17 protein-coding genes are annotated in these 18,361 nt (G+C 39.1%); 10 read left to right on the top strand and 7 right to left on the bottom strand.

The features are described from left to right. Positions 1-31: 31 nt before the first annotated feature. Together ACKTS5_RS07410 and ACKTS5_RS07405 are read right to left on the bottom strand one after the other, a co-directional pair. Positions 32-1,327 carry an MFS transporter gene (locus ACKTS5_RS07410; protein ID WP_408043226.1) on the bottom strand — a complete coding sequence of 432 codons (1,296 nt, stop codon included), beginning with the start codon at positions 1,325-1,327 and terminating at the stop codon, positions 32-34. Positions 1,328-1,389: 62 nt separating this feature from the next. Beyond that, positions 1,390-2,196, bottom strand: a complete 807-nt coding sequence (locus ACKTS5_RS07405; protein WP_408043225.1) for a M48 family metallopeptidase — start codon at positions 2,194-2,196, stop codon at positions 1,390-1,392. 116 nt (positions 2,197-2,312) lie between these two features. Between ACKTS5_RS07405 and ACKTS5_RS07400 the strand changes: the two genes are divergently transcribed. The 8 genes from ACKTS5_RS07400 to folD all read left to right on the top strand — a co-directional run bounded on the left by ACKTS5_RS07400 (position 2,313) and on the right by folD (position 9,778). Then, positions 2,313-3,185, top strand: coding sequence for an alpha/beta hydrolase (locus ACKTS5_RS07400; protein ID WP_408043224.1), 873 nt, complete (start codon positions 2,313-2,315; stop codon positions 3,183-3,185). Then, a complete protein-coding gene (msrB, locus tag ACKTS5_RS07395) occupies positions 3,182-3,646 on the top strand; it encodes a peptide-methionine (R)-S-oxide reductase MsrB (RefSeq protein ID WP_408043223.1) in 465 nt (154 codons plus the stop codon). Before ACKTS5_RS07400 ends, msrB begins: the two co-directional genes overlap by 4 nt. A 50-nt stretch (positions 3,647-3,696) precedes the next feature. Beyond that, positions 3,697-4,251 (top strand): DUF1572 family protein, encoded by a 555-nt coding sequence (locus ACKTS5_RS07390; protein ID WP_408043222.1) that lies wholly within the window; start codon positions 3,697-3,699, stop codon positions 4,249-4,251. A 17-nt stretch (positions 4,252-4,268) separates the two neighbouring features. Next, positions 4,269-4,802 carry a GNAT family N-acetyltransferase gene (locus tag ACKTS5_RS07385; RefSeq protein WP_408043221.1) on the top strand — a complete coding sequence of 178 codons (534 nt, stop codon included), beginning with the start codon at positions 4,269-4,271 and terminating at the stop codon, positions 4,800-4,802. Positions 4,803-4,868: 66 nt separating this feature from the next. Continuing rightward, positions 4,869-5,696, top strand: coding sequence for a helix-turn-helix transcriptional regulator (locus ACKTS5_RS07380; protein ID WP_408043220.1), 828 nt, complete (start codon positions 4,869-4,871; stop codon positions 5,694-5,696). Between the two features lie 42 nt (positions 5,697-5,738). Then, positions 5,739-7,412, top strand: a complete 1,674-nt coding sequence (locus ACKTS5_RS07375; protein WP_408043219.1) for a serine hydrolase domain-containing protein — start codon at positions 5,739-5,741, stop codon at positions 7,410-7,412. 76 nt (positions 7,413-7,488) lie between these two features. Next, on the top strand, positions 7,489-8,817 hold the full coding sequence (ffh, locus tag ACKTS5_RS07370) for a signal recognition particle protein (protein WP_408043218.1): 1,329 nt from the start codon (positions 7,489-7,491) through the stop codon (positions 8,815-8,817). A gap of 79 nt (positions 8,818-8,896) precedes the next feature. Beyond that, on the top strand, positions 8,897-9,778 hold the full coding sequence (gene folD, locus ACKTS5_RS07365; RefSeq protein ID WP_408043217.1) for a bifunctional methylenetetrahydrofolate dehydrogenase/methenyltetrahydrofolate cyclohydrolase FolD: 882 nt from the start codon (positions 8,897-8,899) through the stop codon (positions 9,776-9,778). 188 nt (positions 9,779-9,966) lie between these two features. Here folD and ACKTS5_RS07360 read toward each other — a convergent pair whose 3' ends face one another. Further along, positions 9,967-12,609 (bottom strand): valine--tRNA ligase, encoded by a 2,643-nt coding sequence (locus tag ACKTS5_RS07360; protein WP_408043216.1) that lies wholly within the window; start codon positions 12,607-12,609, stop codon positions 9,967-9,969. 173 nt (positions 12,610-12,782) lie between these two features. Here ACKTS5_RS07360 and ACKTS5_RS07355 point away from each other — a divergent pair, with 173 nt between their 5' ends. Next, positions 12,783-13,196, top strand: a complete 414-nt coding sequence (locus ACKTS5_RS07355; protein ID WP_408043215.1) for a DUF1573 domain-containing protein — start codon at positions 12,783-12,785, stop codon at positions 13,194-13,196. Positions 13,197-13,453: 257 nt separating this feature from the next. Here ACKTS5_RS07355 and ACKTS5_RS07350 read toward each other — a convergent pair whose 3' ends face one another. The 4 genes from ACKTS5_RS07350 to ACKTS5_RS07335 are packed head-to-tail and all read right to left on the bottom strand — an operon-like array spanning position 13,454 to position 17,774. Further along, on the bottom strand, positions 13,454-14,572 hold the full coding sequence (locus tag ACKTS5_RS07350; RefSeq protein WP_408043214.1) for an efflux RND transporter periplasmic adaptor subunit: 1,119 nt from the start codon (positions 14,570-14,572) through the stop codon (positions 13,454-13,456). 46 nt (positions 14,573-14,618) lie between these two features. Beyond that, a complete protein-coding gene (locus tag ACKTS5_RS07345) occupies positions 14,619-15,836 on the bottom strand; it encodes an ABC transporter permease (protein WP_408043213.1) in 1,218 nt (405 codons plus the stop codon). Between the two features lie 2 nt (positions 15,837-15,838). Beyond that, positions 15,839-17,068, bottom strand: a complete 1,230-nt coding sequence (locus ACKTS5_RS07340; protein WP_408043212.1) for an ABC transporter permease — start codon at positions 17,066-17,068, stop codon at positions 15,839-15,841. Continuing rightward, on the bottom strand, positions 17,061-17,774 hold the full coding sequence (locus tag ACKTS5_RS07335; RefSeq protein ID WP_408043211.1) for an ABC transporter ATP-binding protein: 714 nt from the start codon (positions 17,772-17,774) through the stop codon (positions 17,061-17,063). Before ACKTS5_RS07335 ends, ACKTS5_RS07340 begins: the two co-directional genes overlap by 8 nt. A gap of 146 nt (positions 17,775-17,920) precedes the next feature. On the opposite strand from ACKTS5_RS07335, the gene ACKTS5_RS07330 reads away from it, so the two are divergent. Next, positions 17,921-18,337 (top strand): thiol-disulfide oxidoreductase DCC family protein, encoded by a 417-nt coding sequence (locus ACKTS5_RS07330; protein ID WP_408043210.1) that lies wholly within the window; start codon positions 17,921-17,923, stop codon positions 18,335-18,337. Positions 18,338-18,361: the final 24 nt, after the last annotated feature.

Genomic DNA, 18,361 nt, shown 5'->3' with positions numbered 1-18,361 from the left:
CGGGGCTTATTGAAGTTGTGTCTAAAAAGTATTACTGCACGTATTTCGTTTTCTTCAAAGTACTCAAAACTATAAATGAAGCTAAGAAAAACAATGCCAAACACAATACTGACCACTGCATAGAATCCGTTTTAGAATACAAAAATCCATAAACGAAGGTTCCTAATACAATGGCTATCTTTTCTGTTACATCGTAAAAACTAAAATAGGTAGCATGGTCTTCTGTTTCCGGTAATAACTTAGAATAAGTTGAACGTGTTAACGACTGAATAGCACCCTGTACCAAACCGAGTAAACCTCCCAATCCATAAAAATATACAGCGACATTTTCTTGATTTTTATCTAATAAAAAGGCACAAAAACACACCAAAGTCCAAATACCTAAAGTAATTTTTAACGCAGAAATATTACCGTATCGCTCTGACAATCTCGAAAATATAAAAGCACCAACAATGGCCACAATTTGTACCAAGAGTATGGTGACAATCAGATTCATTTTTCCCAATCCTAACTCCGATGAACCAAAAATGGCAGCCATCAAAATAATCGTTTGTACCCCTACGCTCAAGAAAAAGAAAGACAATAAAAACTTAGATAAGGATGGATATCCTGCAAGTTCTTTCAATACTTTACGCAATTCTATATATCCCTTCCAGATATAATCAGCATCGGGCTTTCTATTGTAAATATCATCGGGTAATCGCTTGAAAGTAATCTGAGCAAAGCCCAGCCACCAAAGACCGACCATTACGAATGAAATTCGAGAGGCCATCCCCGTGGTTATCCCAAAAACGTCGGGAAACTGTATCATTACCAAATTGATAATCAACAAAATTACGGACCCTATATAACCGTAGATAAATCCACGTGCACTGGCCCTATCCTGTTGTTCTGGGTGTGCTACTTCGGGTAAAAAAGCATTGTAAAACACCAAACTGGACCAAAATCCAATACTTGCCAATATGGTGAATACAATTCCTACCCAAACGGTATCTAATCCATCAAAAAAGTACAAACTCATCACGGACAACGATCCCATCCAGCAAAAAAACTTCATGAATTTTTTCTTGCTTCCCGTGTAATCTGCAATTCCCGACAATACTGGAGACATCAAGGCTACGACCAAAAAAGAGAAGGAAAGTGAATAGCTGTATAAGCTATCGGGATGTTCCCAATCAATACCCAAGAACTGTACGACGCTCTTATCTGTTACTGCGTCGTAATACAGCGGAAAAACTGCCGTACTGATCACTAGTGAATATACCGAATTGGCCCAATCGTAAAACGCCCATCCGTTGATTAATTTTTTGCTTCCAATTTTATACATAAACTAAAAAAACCGTTCGAATTGACGAACGGCTTGCAATATAGTATAAAATACTAGTTATTTTATTTTTTAGCTGGGACATTGTATTTCGCCGCTAACTGTCGTGCTTCGGGTAAAAATGCACGCAGTGTTTTAATTCTCGTTTCATTAGAAGGGTGGGTACTTAAAAACTCAGGTGTACCTCCTTTACCACCTCTTTTACTCATACGAACCCAAACCTCAGCGGCTTCTTCACCCTTATATCCGGCCATGAGCATAAACACCAATCCGAGTTTATCGGCTTCTGTTTCGTGATTACGACTAAACTTTAGCATCCCTACCTGTGAACCAATCCCGTAGGCCATGTTCCAAAGTTGTGAATTTTTATTATTACGGGTACCGTAGGCAACTCCAACAGCAAGTCCTTGTTGAATCATGGCGTTTGACATACGTTCTTGTCCGTGTTTGGCAAAGGCATGTGCTACTTCGTGTCCCATTACTGCCGCTACTCCATCTTCATTTGCACAAATAGGCATAATTCCAGTATAAAACACCACCTTACCACCTGGCAAACACCAAGCATTTACGGTTTTATCATCTACTAGATTAAACTCCCACTTATAAGAATTTGCTTCAGCAACCATTCCATTGGCACGCATAAAACGGTCAACTGCAGCAGAAATTCGCTTTCCTACACGTTTAATCTGGTTTGTTTTAGCCTTGTCTTTTGATAATTTGTTTTTCTCCAGAAATCCTTTGTACTGTGCAAAACTCGCAGGTAAGACCTTCGAATCGCTCACCATATTTAATCGTTTTCTTCCGGTAATTGGCACCGTGCTACACTGAACCAAAAAAGCACTGGCACATGCGAAAGCAATTAATTTTTTCATGCTGTATATTGTTTGGGTTATATTCATCTGACACAAAATTTAGACTTGCGTCACACCTAATACCAAAATTAAGTTTATAAATTTACAAATCCTATTTTAGCATTAAATCTATTTGAATGGACTTTATTAACGAACGAAAAAACCCAAAAAGTATACTCATTCCAACATTTATAAAAATTAGCGCACAAGTACTGCAGTTTTTTTCCAAATCACTGGCAACGAAATTCGCTACCAAACTCTTTATCACTCCTGTAAATTTCCCGATTCCTAAACGGGAAAAAGCACTCTACAAAAGTGCGCAAAAGAAGCGATTACAAATTCCTGCTATCGACAAGGAAATTGACTTGATATCGTATGGGTACTCTAAAAAGAAAGTTCTTTTTGTACACGGATGGGCAGGTCGTGGCACCCAACTGTTCTTAACCGCTGACAAGTTGTTGGAAAAAGGCTATATGATGATTGCCTTCGACGGCCCAGCACATGGGAAATCGACTGGTAAAACCACTTCACTACCCGAATTTGTCGCGACCATTCAAGAGGTGAACGCTCAATACGGTCCTTTTGATATAGCCATTGGGCATTCTTTTGGAGGGCTCTGCCTATACAATGCAGTCAATGAAGGTTTTGAGGTACAAAAATTAATTACCATTGGGGCGGCTGATAAAATAGAAGACGTCCTTTTAAATTTCGCAGCAAGCCTAGATATAAAACCCGTAATTGGTAAAAAAATCAAACAAGCCTTTGATAAACAATGGAATAAAAACATCGATGAACACGCTGCTAGTGAGATGGCTAAGAGCATTGACATCCCTACCCTTGTCATTCACGACAGTTGTGATGGTGATGTCGATGTAAGTTGTGCATTGAATATACGTCAAAACTTAAAGAACGGAGAACTTTACATTACCAATGGTCTTGGTCATACCAAGATTTTGAGGTCACCTGAAGTTTCCAGAAAGATTATTGACTTTATTGTAAGTGACGTATGAAAAAATTAATGTACTGCCTGGTATTGCTGTTCGCAATAAGCACAGCGACCACAGCGCAAACCAAGAGAAAAAAAATTAACAAAACGGAACGAGAGTGGAAACAACTCCTAAGTCCTGAACAGTTTCGAATTTTGAGAAAAGCAGGAACAGAAGCGCGCTTTTCTAGCCCGTTAAACAAGAACTACAAAAAAGGGATTTACGTCTGTGCTGCATGTAAAACTCCCTTGTACAAATCAGAGCACAAGTACGACTCGCGTTCTGGCTGGCCTTCTTTTGACCGAGAAATCAAAGGAAACGTAAGTTTTGACGTCGATTACAAAATTGGTTATGCACGTACAGAATTAAAATGTGCTACCTGCGATGGGCATTTAGGACATTCTTTTTCTGATGGTCCGAGAGAAACCACCGGAAAGCGCCATTGTATTAATGGAGTTGCCTTAAAATTCATACCCAGAAAATAAACTATTTATTTTTAGTATTTTAGAGCTGATAACCAATCAGCTCTTTTTTTATGTCCAAATCCTATCTTAACAGCGCGCTTAAACAAGCCAACTACTACAAATCGTTGGGCGATAAAACGCTCGAAAGATTAACGACCGCCCAACTTTTCTACACGGTCAATTCGAACAGTAACTCGATTGCTGTACTTGTAAAGCACCTCGCTGGTAATATGTGTTCACGATGGACCCGGATTTTTACAGAAGACGGAGAAAAGCCTGACAGAAATAGAGATGATGAATTCGTAAACACCTTTGCTGACAAAGAAGAAATGCTCGCCTATTGGGAACGCGGTTGGCATTGTTTTATCCATACTCTTGAGCATTTAGAAACGGAAGATTTAGAACGCATTATCTATATCAGAAATCACGGTCATACCGTAGTTGAAGCTATTAACAGACAATTGAGTCATTATCCATATCACATTGGTCAAATGGTTTTTATTGCCAAACTTTTACTAGACGATGAGTGGCAATCACTTTCCATAGCTAAAAACGCTTCTGAGACGTACAACCACGAAAAGTTTCAAAAAGAAAAAAGTAGAAAGCACTTTACTGACGACCTGTAATCCGTTACTTTTGTGCAATGCAATCTTATGAATTTACCAGCGAACGACTAGGCTTTAGAACTTGGAAAACTAGTGATTTCCCAAAGCTTCTAGAAATGAATACCCATCAGGAAGTGATGCGTTACTTCCCTACTATTCAAACAGCTATTCAATGTAGAGAATTTATAGAACGCATGAAAACGCACTACCTACAACACGGATACTGTTATTTTGCTGTAGAAGAATTAGCTACCGAGGAATTTATTGGTTTTATTGGACTCTCGCTACAAACCTACGACATCGACTTTAATCCTTCGACAGATATTGGATGGCGTTTACTCCCTAACTATTGGGGTAAAGGATACGCCACCGAAGGTGCAAAGGCATGCCTAAATTACGGTTTTAAAGAGCTCAACTTAAAAGAAATTGTTTCGGTGGCTCCGACCGTGAACCTCCCTTCTCTAGCGGTAATGAAAAAAATTGGGATGGTCAAAGTCAAAGATTTTAAACATCCCTTGCTCACTGCATATCCTGAACTTGAAACCTGTAGCCTCTTTGCAATACAGGCCTAAGATTCACGTTACAAAACTTCCTGTGGGTCGTCTTGCACTTAGAAACCTAATCTTAAGTTCGAGTTTATGCGCACACTACCTTCAGGATATTTTTTTGGATCTCACTATTCGGAAAATCAATTTGAGCAACTCAAAATAACCGATACCGTTTACACGCATGAACGGGTAGATTGGCATCGACACGAACACCCTTATTTTACTTTTTTACTCCGAGGAAAACTCTATGAGGAAAACAAGAAAGAAGCGTACTATTTACAGCCAGGAAATTTGGTATTCCACTATTGGCAGGATGCGCATTACAACAAAAAACCCCCTGAATATACACGAGGCTTTCACATCGAAATCAATACGGAATGGCTCGATAAATACGAATTGAACCTCTGGCATTTGGAAGGGAGTCATCAGCTCGACCATCCTGCAATTATCCGAGAGATCCAGCAACTATTTCTCGCTACAAAACGCAACACTTCCGATACTAAACTCATTGTTGAAAGTGCACTTATCAACGCATTATGCCACTCCAATTCGCCTGTTGGCACTCAACGGAAGCCAGCGCCAAACTGGGTTGCACAACTCAAAGACCTTCTTCACAGCGATCCAACAGCTCAGCTTGACCTGAGCTATATTAGCAATATCCTCGGTGTGCACCCCGTACATATTTCAAGGGCATTTCCGAAGTACTTTGGTCAAAGTTTCACCGATTACCTCCGCACCTTGCGCATTAACCAAGCCTTTACCCTTATGAGTAATCCTGAATACAACCTAACAAACATCAGTCATACCTGTGGATTTTTTGACCAGAGTCATTTTATAAAAACTATTCAAAAACATCATACCCTCACTCCAAAACAATTGGTAAAACTTCTTCACAGTGTTAAGCAGGTACAATTTTAACTGCTCAGGATACTCCAACTTTGACATCTAAATACATTACCAATGAAAAACATTTTACTTCTTTGTTTATTAGTGAGTTTTCACACACTTATAGCACAACAACACAGCATGAATTCGTACCGAGGTCAATGGGAAGGTGAATTTGACAATGCCCAACCTCTCAACTTTACCATCAACCTTGAAAAAATCAGTGATCACGTGTACAATTTTACCATTAACGCGCACCATATCCGTTATACCCAACGCATAGAAAGTTCAACCTCCACTCCTGACAAATACTCCATAGGCAACGAGCAATACCTCCTACTGGATACTGAGAACCCCAACCAATTACGCGGTTTTATTAGCAGTGGTATTTACTTTTATCAGCTATCATTTACCCAAATTGATGAGACGCACTTTCAAAGCCGTTGGGATCTCTTTCAAGTTCGAAGGCTTCTCAATAAAAAGGTATTTTTAAGTATTGAGAATGTCAGTGCCTCCTCCTTTGATGCCTATCCTTTTTTTGGGGAACGTCGATTTCCAGGAACTTGGTGTTTTGGTGCCAAGCAACGAGCAAGCACTATAAATTTCCAAGATTTCCGCACCGGCTTGCAGTTCGAAGCTGATTTAAAAGAGAAAGCAATACTCCTTAAGTTCAAACTTTTCGACACCGTTTTCACAAGTGTATTACTCCGTCGCAGCACCACTGACTGGGACCTATCAGACTCCAAACTCACCGACAAAAACGAAAATTTACCCAACCCCATTCATCATCCATCACTTAGAGAAATGGAGCAAAAAATCATTGCTGGAAGCTATCCTAAAATCCACAGTATACTTCTTATGAAGGAAGGGAAAATAGGCTATGAACACTATTTTAGTGGGTTTAATGCAACAGCGCTACACGATCAACGTTCTGCCTCAAAAAGTATTAGCTCAACCTTGATTGGCATCGCTCTGGATCGCAAGGAATTGGCCTCTGTTAACCAGCCATTAGCATACTACCTTCCTACCTCTTACCAACAGAACCTCAACGTACAGCAAAAACAAATTACACTCAAACACTTACTAACGATGAGCTCCGGTATGGACGCCATCGATTTCGGAACGTCCACTCCGTCAAAGGCCTCTGAACAAGTCTATCAAAACACCCCCAATTGGACGCAAACTATTCTAGACGCTCCAATGCGCTCTGCTCCGGGAACCAAGGCAAACTACGGAACGGCCAATCCGTACCTCTTGAAATATCCTTTAGAGCACAACAACAAACTTCCATTACCTTTGTTTATAGACCGATATTTGTTTGCTCCCCTAAAGATTAACCAGTACGCAATTCAAAAAGATAGGGACGGAAAGGTATATCTCGGAGGTGGGATGCTACTCAGTTCTCAACACATGTTGCGCTTTGGGCAGCTGGTGCTTCAAAACGGACAATTTAACCAAGAACAGGTGGTTTCTAAAAAATGGATTCAAGAAGCCACTCAAGCCTCCGTTCGACTAGAAAATACAGTCTCAAAAAATGCCTATGGATATCTGTGGTGGATACAGAAGTACCGTCATGCCGATAAATCAATTACTACGATAGAGGCCCGTGGCAATGGAGGTCAATACATTATCATCATTCCCAAATTAAAAGCCGTTTGTGTAATCACTGCAGGCAACTACAACAGCAGTCAAACCAAACTTCCTGAAACCCTGTTTCAAAAGTATCTTCTACCCGCTTTGCTAGAATGATAATTTTTTCTGTCCACATAGGTTAAATTCTGCCTAGTAAATAGTATATTTGTGCCTCTAAAAATGAAGTCGATACATGTTTAATAATTTAAGCGAAAAATTAGATAAGGCCTTTCACACGCTTAAAGGTCATGGAAAAATTACCGAAGTTAATGTAGCTGAAACCTTAAAAGAAGTTCGACGTGCATTACTCGATGCCGATGTTAACTTTAAGATTGCCAAGGAATTTACCAAGCGCGTAAAAGAAAAGGCAATAGGTCAAGACGTATTGACAACCTTAAATCCAGGTCAGTTAATGGTTAAGCTCGTGAAAGATGAGCTTACACAATTAATGGGAGGAGATACTGTTGGAATTACACTTTCAGGAGCACCATCTGTTATTTTAATGTCTGGTTTACAAGGGTCAGGTAAAACTACTTTTTCGGGAAAACTAGCAAACTATTTAAAAACTAAAAAAACCAAACAGGTTTTATTAGTAGGATGTGACGTTTACAGACCTGCGGCAATCAATCAGTTGCGCGTGGTTGGTGAGCAAATCGGTGTGGAAGTTTACGCTGAGGAAGGCAACCAAAACCCTGTAGAGATTTCATTAAACGCGATCAAACACGCAAAAGCTAATGGAAAAAATGTAGTAATCATCGATACCGCGGGACGTTTAGCTGTCGACGAGGAGATGATGACAGAAATTTCTAACATCCACAAAGCCGTTACTCCACAAGAAACGCTTTTCGTCGTAGACTCCATGACAGGGCAAGATGCTGTAAACACCGCAAAAGCCTTTAACGATGTCTTGAACTTCGACGGAGTTGTATTGACCAAGTTAGATGGTGATACACGTGGTGGAGCTGCACTATCGATTAAGTCTGTTGTTGACAAACCGATTAAATTCATCGGAACTGGAGAAAAAATGGACGCCATTGATGTTTTCCACCCTGATCGTATGGCCGATCGTATTTTAGGAATGGGAGACGTTATCTCGTTAGTAGAACGTGCACAAGAACAATACGACGAAAAAGAAGCCCGCAAGCTTCAGAAGAAAATTGCAAAGAATCAGTTTGGATTTGACGACTTTTTAAATCAAATTCAGCAAATCAAAAAGATGGGTAGCATGAAAGACCTTATCGGAATGATTCCAGGTGCTGGAAAAGCATTAAAAGACATCGATATTGACGATGATGCTTTTAAAGGAATTGAGGCGATTATCTTTTCAATGACACCATCGGAGCGAAGCACTCCATCCATGATTAATGCCAGTAGAAAAAGGCGTATTGCAAAGGGGTCAGGAACTACGGTTCAAGAAGTAAACCAACTTATGAAGCAGTTTGACCAGATGAGCAAAATGATGAAAATGATGCAAGGTGGCGGCGGAAGAAAAATGATGCAAATGATGCGCGGTATGCGCTAAAAAATACAAAAAGAGAAGATTCATCTTCTCTTTTTACTTTTACACAACACACAATCAAAACAACACAACACCTAAACACATGATCTTACTTGACGGTAAAAAAACTTCTGCGGATATCAAAGAAGAAATTGCTCTAGAAGTAGCTTCCTTAAAACAACAGGAAAAAAAATCCCCACATCTTGCGGCTATCATAGTCGGTAATGACGGAGCGAGTTTAACCTATGTAAACGCTAAGGTAAAAGCCTGTGAGCGCGTTGGATTTGAATCGACGCTCATCCGTTTACCAGAGACTACGACAGAAGAGGAATTGCTCAACGAAATCGCGGTACTCAATGTCGATAAAGACATTAACGGGTTTATCGTACAGCTTCCACTTCCCGACCATATCGATGAACAAAAAATACTAATGGCTATTGCTCCTGAGAAGGACGTTGATGGGTTCCATCCGATGAATGTTGGAAAATTAGCCTTGAACTTACCTACCTTTATCTCTGCTACGCCTTATGGTATTTTAGAATTACTCGAGCGCTACCAGATTGAAACTTCAGGTAAAGACGTAGTGGTTATAGGACGTAGTCATATTGTAGGAAGCCCTATGAGTATTTTATTGGCTCAAAAGAGAACCGTTGGTAACGCTACTGTTACTTTGACCCACAGTCGCACGAAAAATTTAGCAGAAATCACCAAAAAAGCAGATATCATTGTCGCAGCACTTGGAATTCCTGAGTTTTTAAAGGGTGCTATGGTCAAAGATGATGTAGTGATTATTGACGTAGGAATTACACGCGTTGCAGATGCTTCAAAGAAACGCGGTTTCCGTTTGGTAGGTGATGTTGCTTTTGACGAAGTTAAAGACAAAGCCTCGCATATTACTCCCGTGCCTGGAGGTGTAGGACCTATGACCATTGCAATGCTATTAAAAAACACCTTATTGGCCTATTACCGCCAAAATGAACACTAAGTAACACCAATTACCATATATCAAAAAAGACTGCCTTAAAAGCAGTCTTTTTTAGTATTATTCCATTCAGGGACCTGAGGTACTTCATGCATCTCGATCTAGAGTACACACCCGTTCCGCCCCTTGACATCAATCCATAAAAAAAGACCGTAAAAAACGGTCTTCTTTATTGTATATGATTGTCAGATTTAAGCGTTTAAACTCGCTAAACTGTTCTTAATCGTTTCGATCTTTGCCAACGCATCTGCCTCCTTCTTTTTCTCCATAGCTACTACTTGCTCAGGAGCATTGTTAACAAAGCGCTCATTAGCTAACTTCTTCTGAACTGATTTCAAGAAACCTTCCGTGTATTTCAACTCTTCCGATAACTTTTCGATCTCCTCTTCTACATTGATACTGTCAGCTGAAATTGGCACAAAATATTCATTAGACTTCACACGGAAACTCATAGCTCCATCAACTTTTGAATCGGTATAACTCAAGTTCTCTACATTGGTCAGCTTCTTAATTACCTCATCAAAATTTGTCGTTGCTTGCTCATTGTTAAGCACACATAAGTCAATACTGTCTTTAAAAGCAATATTTTTATCCTTACGAATGGTACGAATTCCAGACACTACATCGGCAGCGAAATCAAATTCAGCAATCAACTTTTCTTCAGTTGCAGTCATTTTAGGATACTTTGCAATAATTAAAGCTTCTTCTGGAGAACGCTCTGCAATCGTTTGCCAAATTTCCTCAGTAATAAACGGCATAAAAGGATGTAATATCTTCAAGTTATCTTCAAACAATTGCATTACTTCTCTATAAGTAATGGCATCAATTGGCTGTTGATACGCAGGCTTTACAATTTCTAACAACCATCCACAGAAATCGTCGTAAATCAACTTGTAAATAGCCATGATCACATCACTTAAACGATACTTACTGTAGTGATCTTCGATTTCCGCTAGGGTTTGTTGAAACTTTGCTTTGTACCACTCAATAGCGATTTTACTCGATGCTGGTTGTGCCACCGCTTCTGAAACTTCCCATAAGTTGGTTAAATAAAATGCACTCCACACTTTATTCCCCAATCCTTTTCCTTGTTGGCACAATCCTTCGTCAAACAACAAATCATTTCCTGCTGCCGAACTCAACAACAATCCTACACGTACACCATCGGCACCGTAATCTTCAATCAATTTCAAAGCGTCTGGTGAATTTCCGAGTGACTTTGACATTTTACGACGTTGCTTGTCACGCACTAATCCTGTCAAATACACATTTTCAAATGGACGTTGGTCTTTGTACTCATATCCTGCAATAATCATACGGGCCACCCAGAAGAACAAGATGTCTGGTCCGGTAACCAAGTCATTGGTAGGATAGTAATATTTTATTTCTTCATTTTCAGGATTTCTAATTCCGTCAAACACACTCATTGGCCATAACCACGATGAGAACCACGTATCCAAAGCATCAGGATCCTGGGTTAAGTCAGCTTCTGTTAAGTTGGCATTCCCTGTTTTCTCAATGGCCAAGGTCAATGCATCTGCGCTATTTTCAGCGACTACAAAGTCGTCCTTACCATCTCCGAAATAGTAAGCAGGAATTTGCTGCCCCCACCAAAGTTGACGTGAAATATTCCAATCACGAATATTTTCCATCCAGTGACGATAGGTATTTTCAAACTTTTTCGGGAAAAGCTTTACTTCTCGCTCTTCTCCTAATACAGCTTCCAATGCTGGCTTAACCAACTCTTCCATTTTCAAAAACCACTGATCCGAAAGTCTAGGTTCAATAACTGCTTTGGTTCTTTCAGAAGTTCCTACCTTGTGGGTGTGCTGTTCTGTTTTCAACAAGAAGCCTTTTTCTTCCAACTCTTTGGCAATCTCCTTGCGAACTACGAAACGATCTTTCCCTTCGTAATGCAAACCAAATGAATTTAGACTGGCATCTTCATTGAAAATATCGATTACCTCCAGCTGGTGCTTATCACCTAACACCTTATCATTCTCGTCATGAGCTGGAGTAACTTTTAAACATCCTGTTCCGAACTCTACATCTACGTATTCATCTTCAATAATCGGAATTTCTCTACCACACAACGGAACGATTGCTTTTTTTCCTTTGAGGTGGGTATAACGTTCATCATTTGGATTGATACAAATAGCAGTATCCCCCAAAATGGTTTCTGGACGCGTAGTTGCAATAATCACTTTCTCGTCAGAATCTACGATGTTGTATTGCAAATAATACAAGTTCCCTTGACGCTCTTCGTAATTTACCTCTTCATCAGACAAGGTAGTTTTTGCCTCAGGATCCCAGTTAACCATACGGTATCCTCGGTAAATCATCCCTTTGTTATACAGGTCTACAAATACTTTGATTACAGATTCTGACAACGCAGGATCCATCGTAAATGCAGTACGTTCCCAATCACAAGACGCTCCTAACTTCTTTAATTGCTCTAAGATTATTCCTCCGTACTCCTCTTTCCATTGCCAAGCGTGCTTTAAGAACTCCTCACGTGTTAAATCACTTTTCTCAATTCCTTGTTCTTTTAACTTTGCGACCACCTTCGCTTCAGTGGCAATAGAGGCGTGATCGGTACCCGGTACCCAACATGCATTTTTACCTTGTAATCGCGCTCTTCTAATTAAAACATCTTGAATGGTATTATTCAACATGTGCCCCATATGTAAAACTCCCGTAACGTTTGGTGGTGGAATTACAATCGTATAAGGCTCTCTTTCATCTACTTCCGAATGAAAATAATTGTGTTTCATCCAGTAATCGTACCATTTCCCTTCTACTTCTTGTGCGTTGTATTTTGATGGAATTTTCATGTAATTAACTATATTAAGTCCAAAATATTTTTTGGCATTATTTTTGAAATCTGATTAGCAAAAATACAACTATCTATGAGGTACAGAAAAATAGTTGTCATTTTTTAATCCAAAAAATAATTATAAATTTGTGTAACGGTTATAATAATAACCCCCTAATTAAAATTAACATTATGAAGACAATTTTATCATTAGTAGCTATTTTCTTAGTCACCTTAACAGTAAGTGCGCAAGAATTTAAGTTTGAGAAGGAAGTTATTGACTACGGAAAGGTAGCAGTAGGTTCAGAAGGTAAGCGCGTATTTGAGTTTACCAATGTTGGTGATGCTCCACTTATTATTAAAGATGTAAGATCTACTTGTGGATGTACTGTACCTAAAAAACCTGAAAAGCCAATTATGCCAGGTCAAAAAGGACAGATTGAAGTTTCTTACGATACTAAGAGACCTGGAGGATTCTCTAAATCAATCACGATCATCTCTAATGCTAAGTCTGCGAGAAAAGTAGTTAAAATCAAAGGATTTATCGACAAAAATGCAGCTCCAGCGAAAGCGAAAAGCATGATGTCAACTGGTGGTACTAACTAAGAGAAAAACACTAATTACAACATAAAAAAACCTGCAGCCCTAGCTTCAGGTTTTTTTAGTTTAGAATACCTCTTGTCGTAGTTTCTCTTATCCCACTCCTCTTTCCTCAATGTTTTTTTGTTACCGTACATCCTAAATAGGTATGAAATTCCGTAAAAAAGCTTTCTTTACCGCTAGGATTGGCAATCACAAATGTTAAATTAATCACAAAAAAAACACCGAGTACAACTCGGTGTTTCTGATACATGTAATGAAAATTATAGTTCTCCATCGTCATTACTAGACTTTTGCTTGTCGACTTTGTTCCAAATTTTGATTTCATCTTCCGGACCTACCCCTTCCAATACCTCAACATTGACACCGTCAGACAATCCAAGTTTTACTTTGCGCTTCTCGAATTCTTGCTCTCCAATTAGCACCTCTACAAAAGGCTTTTCTGTTTTTCTGTCAAATTGTAACAACGATTCTTTTATCGACAATACGCTATCTCTTTTATCCAATACAATTTCTGCATTGGCACTGTATCCTGCTCTGATAAAGTACTTATCGTCTAATGATACATCTGCTTTAATTTTAAATTGAACAGCACCTCCATTATCCGTTCCTTTAGGAGCGATAAAATTCAATACTGCTGGAAACTTCTTTTCTTCAATTGCACCAATGGCAACATCGATATTGGTTCCTTTAATTAACTTCCCTACTTCCGATTCATCTACATTTCCTTCAAAAATCATCTTTGTCATATCTGCAATTCTCGCAATCGTCGTCCCCGCATTAAAGTTGTTACTCTGAATAACTTGGTATCCTTTTTTCACAGGAATCTCTACCACCATTCCTGTAGCCGTAGCACGGATATTGGTATTTGCTGTTTTTCCTAAACCTGCAGTAGTACCTCTCTTAATGATATCCAAATCCGATTTTGCATTGTACAAGCTTTGCTTGGCATTGTTGTAACTCAATTCTGAATTCTCATAAGCTTGACGTGCGATCACTCCTTTATCAAAAAGCTTCTTATTTCTTTCAAATTGAACCTTCGCATTATCAAAGGCCAATTGCGCATTTTTAACCTGACCATTTGCCGCATTTAACGATTGGATATTAGGTACCACACGAACCGTTGCAATGAGATCTCCAGCTTTAACTAAGGCTCCTTCTTCTAAATAAATTTTATCGATGATTCCTGAAATTTGTGGTTTAATTTCCACTTCTTCTAAAGGAACTACTTTTCCTGTGGCAGTACTTTTCTTTACAATAGATGTTTTGAATGCTTTTTCCGTGTCATAACTAATTGGAGAAGCGCTATTCTTTTTACCAAACCAAAGTAGAACTACTATGAGTAATAATCCTATACCTCCAAAAATGATTACTTTTTTCATTGTTTTTATATCTAATTTATCTCGTTATTATTGTTAATTGACTGTTTTATTCTTCTCTTAATGCTTCAATTGGTTGTACCACAGTAGCCATGTAGGCAGGTATGAATCCAATCATCGTTCCCAATACAATGAGTACAGTATAGGCGATGAGTACGATAGGGATATCAACCGTTGGGTTGGTTAACAAATCCGCTTTATCGATCATCATCAATATTAACCCACCTGCAATGATCCCTAAAGAACCCGCTAATAAGGTTAAAAATACGGACTCAAGGATGATTTGTTGCTTTATTTTACCTGGCGTAGCTCCAAGTGCTCTACGGATACCTATTTCTTTCGTTCGCTCTTTTACGGTAATCAGTAAGATGTTTCCAATGGCAAACACTCCAGCGATTAAGGTAGCAATCCCAACAAACCAAGTTAAAAACTGCATTCCCGTTAAAAAGCCTGTTACCTTGGCAATTTCTTTCCCGAGGTTAAACCCGTCAAAAGCTCTGTTGTCTTCAGGATGTACTTTGTGCAAATTCTTTAGTAAGAGTTTTACATCCGACTCTACTTGTTCTATATCTGCATCAGCTTTTCCAGTAACTACCATCCAACGAAACTTATCTCCTTGGTTGTATACCAGACGATAGGTACTAAATGGAATGTGGATATTATTACTCCCTTCAAAACGTCCTGGCTTATACACTCCTACGACCATGTATCCGATATTGTTAATTTTGAGAAAACTACCAATAGCTTCTTCATCTATGTCATACAATTGCTTGAACACCTCCGTACTTATCACACATACCTTTCTATTCTGATTTATATCAGATTGATTGATAAAGCGTCCAGCGGTCAACTTTTTCTTTTGAATTTTATCCAATTCTGGGTAATCACCAAAAATAGTCAGGTTGGCGGTTTTCGTCCCCTTCACCACTAAACTTCCAGTCACATTTCGAGGTACGACGAACTCGATTCCATTGATCTCAGATCTAATTTTTTCGACGTCACTATTCGTTAAATTGATCTGACGTCCCTTTTGGAAACCTTTAAACGGCATCGACGTTCTTCCTCCTGCCATAAATACACTGTTGGTCGCAAAATCACCAAACAAGCTGTTAAACCCATTTTCTATTCCTTTTGCTGCTCCTAAGAGCCCCACCAAAAGTAAAATTCCCCAAAAGGCTCCAAAAATGGTAATCGCAGTTCTCATTTTGTTCTTGCGAATGCTCCCGTATATTTCTTGCCAGGTATCTTTGTCAAATAAAAATTTCATAATTAATCAGCTCTTAATGCAACAATAGGTTTAATTCTGGCAGCTCGTTTTGCAGGTAAATATCCGGCGAGCATACCTGATAAAATTAAGGTGATAGTGGCCCCAACAACTACAGGAGTAGAGACACCAGGGTTGAGTATAAAATATTGCTTTAAACTTGGACCTACAACTTCTAATATACCCACTCCGATGGATAATCCGATATATCCTGACAAGGCTGTAATGATAATTGCTTCCAACATAATCATCATAACAATCGATTTCGGAGTCGCCCCTATTGCTTTTCGAATTCCCAATTCTTTGGTACGTTCCTTCACGATATATACCATGATATTACTAATCCCCACCACACCGGCAATTAAGGTTCCAAACCCGATAATAAGAATCAAGATTCCCAAACCAAACATCATACTCGATACCTGCTTGTTATCTGAAGCGTAATTATTGATTCGGATACCGCGTTGATCATTCGGTGCTACTTCGTGTTTTATCTTTAACGCTTTGCGCAATTGATTTCCAAAAACGATGGCCTGATCAACACTTAACTTTGGATTGTACATCATTCCAAACTCATCAATGTGATCGTTATTACCATAAATACGTTGTAAAGTAGTAAAGGGAGCATAAATATAACGTTCATCACTATCGCCTCCTGGATCAGAAAATACCCCAATTACGCGGTACATGATTCCACCGATATTGATTAATTTACCGTAAGCGCTCAGCTGTCCAAACAAATCCTTTTCAACCATACGACCAATAACGACTACTTTCGATCGCTCTTTGATATCGCGATAGTTCAAAAATCGACCTTCAGTAACGGTAGCCGACTCTAACAAGTCGTATTTTGGATACACCCCTCTCAAGGTATAATTATCCTCTTTGGTTTTGTATACCACCTTGACACCGCGTTGAATACGTGGACTAATCATTTGCAACTTATCTGCAAACTTTTCCTTTATAAACTCAAAGTCGTCATTTCTAAATTGGATGCGCCTTCCTATTTGATTTCCTTTATAGGCCTTTGTAGTTCTGTTTGACCAAACGTACATAGAATTAATGGCATCCCCTGCAAACTCTTTTTTAAAGGTATTTTGAAGCCCGTTTCCAATTCCGAACAGCAAGGTAAACAGTAAAATCGCAAACGCCACCGTAAAGCCTGACAATATCGAACGCAGCTTATTTTTACTGATACTCTGAAATATTTCTCTCCAGCGATCTAAATCAAACATACTTATGAACTTTAGCTTTTGATTTACCCGACTCTGTTAATTCATCACTGATGATGACCCCATCTTTCAATCGAACCACCCTATCTGTTTGTTCTGCAACATCTTCTTCGTGAGTAATAACGAATACCGTCATTCCTTCGTCATTAATTTCCTTCAGTAAATCCATTACCGAATCCGTTGTCGATGAATCGAGGGCTCCGGTAGGCTCATCCGCCAATACTACTTTGGGCTTGGTTGCCAAGGCTCTGGCAATGGCTACCCGTTGTTTTTGTCCTCCCGACAACTCATTAGGCAGGTGATTTGCCCACTCCTTTAAGCCTACTTTTTCCAAATAGTCCAACGCTATTTGAATGCGTTCTTTTCGCCCAACTCCTTTGTAATACAGCGGAAGTGCGACATTTTCAACGGCTGTCTTATATGAAATCAGGTTAAAAGACTGAAAAACAAATCCCAAGAATTTATTTCTTAGAATAGCAGCTTTCTTCTCATTTAAATCCTCAATTAACTGATCATTTAAATAATATTTTCCTTCATCGTGTACATCGAGTAAGCCTACTATATTCAGAAGTGTTGATTTCCCAGATCCCGATGATCCCATAATAGAAACAAATTCTCCTTCTTTAATATGTAAGTTCAATCCTTTTAAAACGTGCAGTGAATCTTTACCAATTGGATAAGATTTGTGCAGATTTTCGATTCGTATCATCTGTTAGTTTGTTTTATGATAAGTAATCCTTCTCATCATTAGAAAATTCTTACTCAATATCCGCTTTCTTTTACAAGACGCTCATTTATAATTAATGTTACAAAAACAATTGGTAATTTTATCAAATAAATAACAATCTGAATCAAATGTTCGATATTCCCGAGGGCAAGCGACTTGTTTTATTTGATGGAGTATGCAATTTTTGCGATGCTTCGGTCCAGCGCATTTTAAAATATGACAAAAATAATTTGTATGTTTTTGCGGCCTTGGATTCGAAAACTGGTAGTGCGGTGCAAGCCCATTTAAATCTCACATCTGAAGCTGTGGATTCCATCATTCTTTATGAACCTGGGGGTTCCTGCGATATAAAATCGACGGCAGTGCTCAAAATAGGGACTAGTTTTGGCGGATTTTGGTACCTCCTTGCCATCGGATGGTTGGTGCCGAGATCACTCCGAGATGTACTGTACGATTGGGTGGCCAAAAACCGCTATCGTTGGTTTGGGAAAAGGGCTGCATGCCGCATTCCAACTCCTGTTGAACAGGCAAAGTTTTTACCATAAAAAAAGACGCTCCGAAGTGCGCCT

The sequence above is a fragment of the Tenacibaculum litopenaei genome (assembly GCF_964514025.1).
In the GTDB taxonomy this organism is placed as follows: Bacteria; Bacteroidota; Bacteroidia; order Flavobacteriales; family Flavobacteriaceae; genus Polaribacter; species Polaribacter litopenaei.
This window is presented reverse-complemented; position numbering and strand designations above follow the sequence as displayed.

Excerpts from the sequence above, each read along its gene's own strand:
- ACKTS5_RS07410 (WP_408043226.1), bottom strand. The coding sequence starts at position 1,327 with ATGTATAAAATTGGAAGCAAAAAATTAATCAACGGATGGGCGTTTTAC.
- ACKTS5_RS07405 (WP_408043225.1), bottom strand. The coding sequence starts at position 2,196 with ATGAAAAAATTAATTGCTTTCGCATGTGCCAGTGCTTTTTTGGTTCAG.
- ACKTS5_RS07400 (WP_408043224.1), top strand. The coding sequence starts at position 2,313 with ATGGACTTTATTAACGAACGAAAAAACCCAAAAAGTATACTCATTCCA.
- msrB (WP_408043223.1), top strand. The coding sequence starts at position 3,182 with ATGAAAAAATTAATGTACTGCCTGGTATTGCTGTTCGCAATAAGCACA.
- ACKTS5_RS07390 (WP_408043222.1), top strand. The coding sequence starts at position 3,697 with ATGTCCAAATCCTATCTTAACAGCGCGCTTAAACAAGCCAACTACTAC.
- ACKTS5_RS07385 (WP_408043221.1), top strand. The coding sequence starts at position 4,269 with ATGCAATCTTATGAATTTACCAGCGAACGACTAGGCTTTAGAACTTGG.
- ACKTS5_RS07380 (WP_408043220.1), top strand. The coding sequence starts at position 4,869 with ATGCGCACACTACCTTCAGGATATTTTTTTGGATCTCACTATTCGGAA.
- ACKTS5_RS07375 (WP_408043219.1), top strand. The coding sequence starts at position 5,739 with ATGAAAAACATTTTACTTCTTTGTTTATTAGTGAGTTTTCACACACTT.
- ffh (WP_408043218.1), top strand. The coding sequence starts at position 7,489 with ATGTTTAATAATTTAAGCGAAAAATTAGATAAGGCCTTTCACACGCTT.
- folD (WP_408043217.1), top strand. The coding sequence starts at position 8,897 with ATGATCTTACTTGACGGTAAAAAAACTTCTGCGGATATCAAAGAAGAA.
- ACKTS5_RS07360 (WP_408043216.1), bottom strand. The coding sequence starts at position 12,609 with ATGAAAATTCCATCAAAATACAACGCACAAGAAGTAGAAGGGAAATGG.
- ACKTS5_RS07355 (WP_408043215.1), top strand. The coding sequence starts at position 12,783 with ATGAAGACAATTTTATCATTAGTAGCTATTTTCTTAGTCACCTTAACA.
- ACKTS5_RS07350 (WP_408043214.1), bottom strand. The coding sequence starts at position 14,572 with ATGAAAAAAGTAATCATTTTTGGAGGTATAGGATTATTACTCATAGTA.
- ACKTS5_RS07345 (WP_408043213.1), bottom strand. The coding sequence starts at position 15,836 with ATGAAATTTTTATTTGACAAAGATACCTGGCAAGAAATATACGGGAGC.
- ACKTS5_RS07340 (WP_408043212.1), bottom strand. The coding sequence starts at position 17,068 with ATGTTTGATTTAGATCGCTGGAGAGAAATATTTCAGAGTATCAGTAAA.
- ACKTS5_RS07335 (WP_408043211.1), bottom strand. The coding sequence starts at position 17,774 with ATGATACGAATCGAAAATCTGCACAAATCTTATCCAATTGGTAAAGAT.
- ACKTS5_RS07330 (WP_408043210.1), top strand. The coding sequence starts at position 17,921 with ATGTTCGATATTCCCGAGGGCAAGCGACTTGTTTTATTTGATGGAGTA.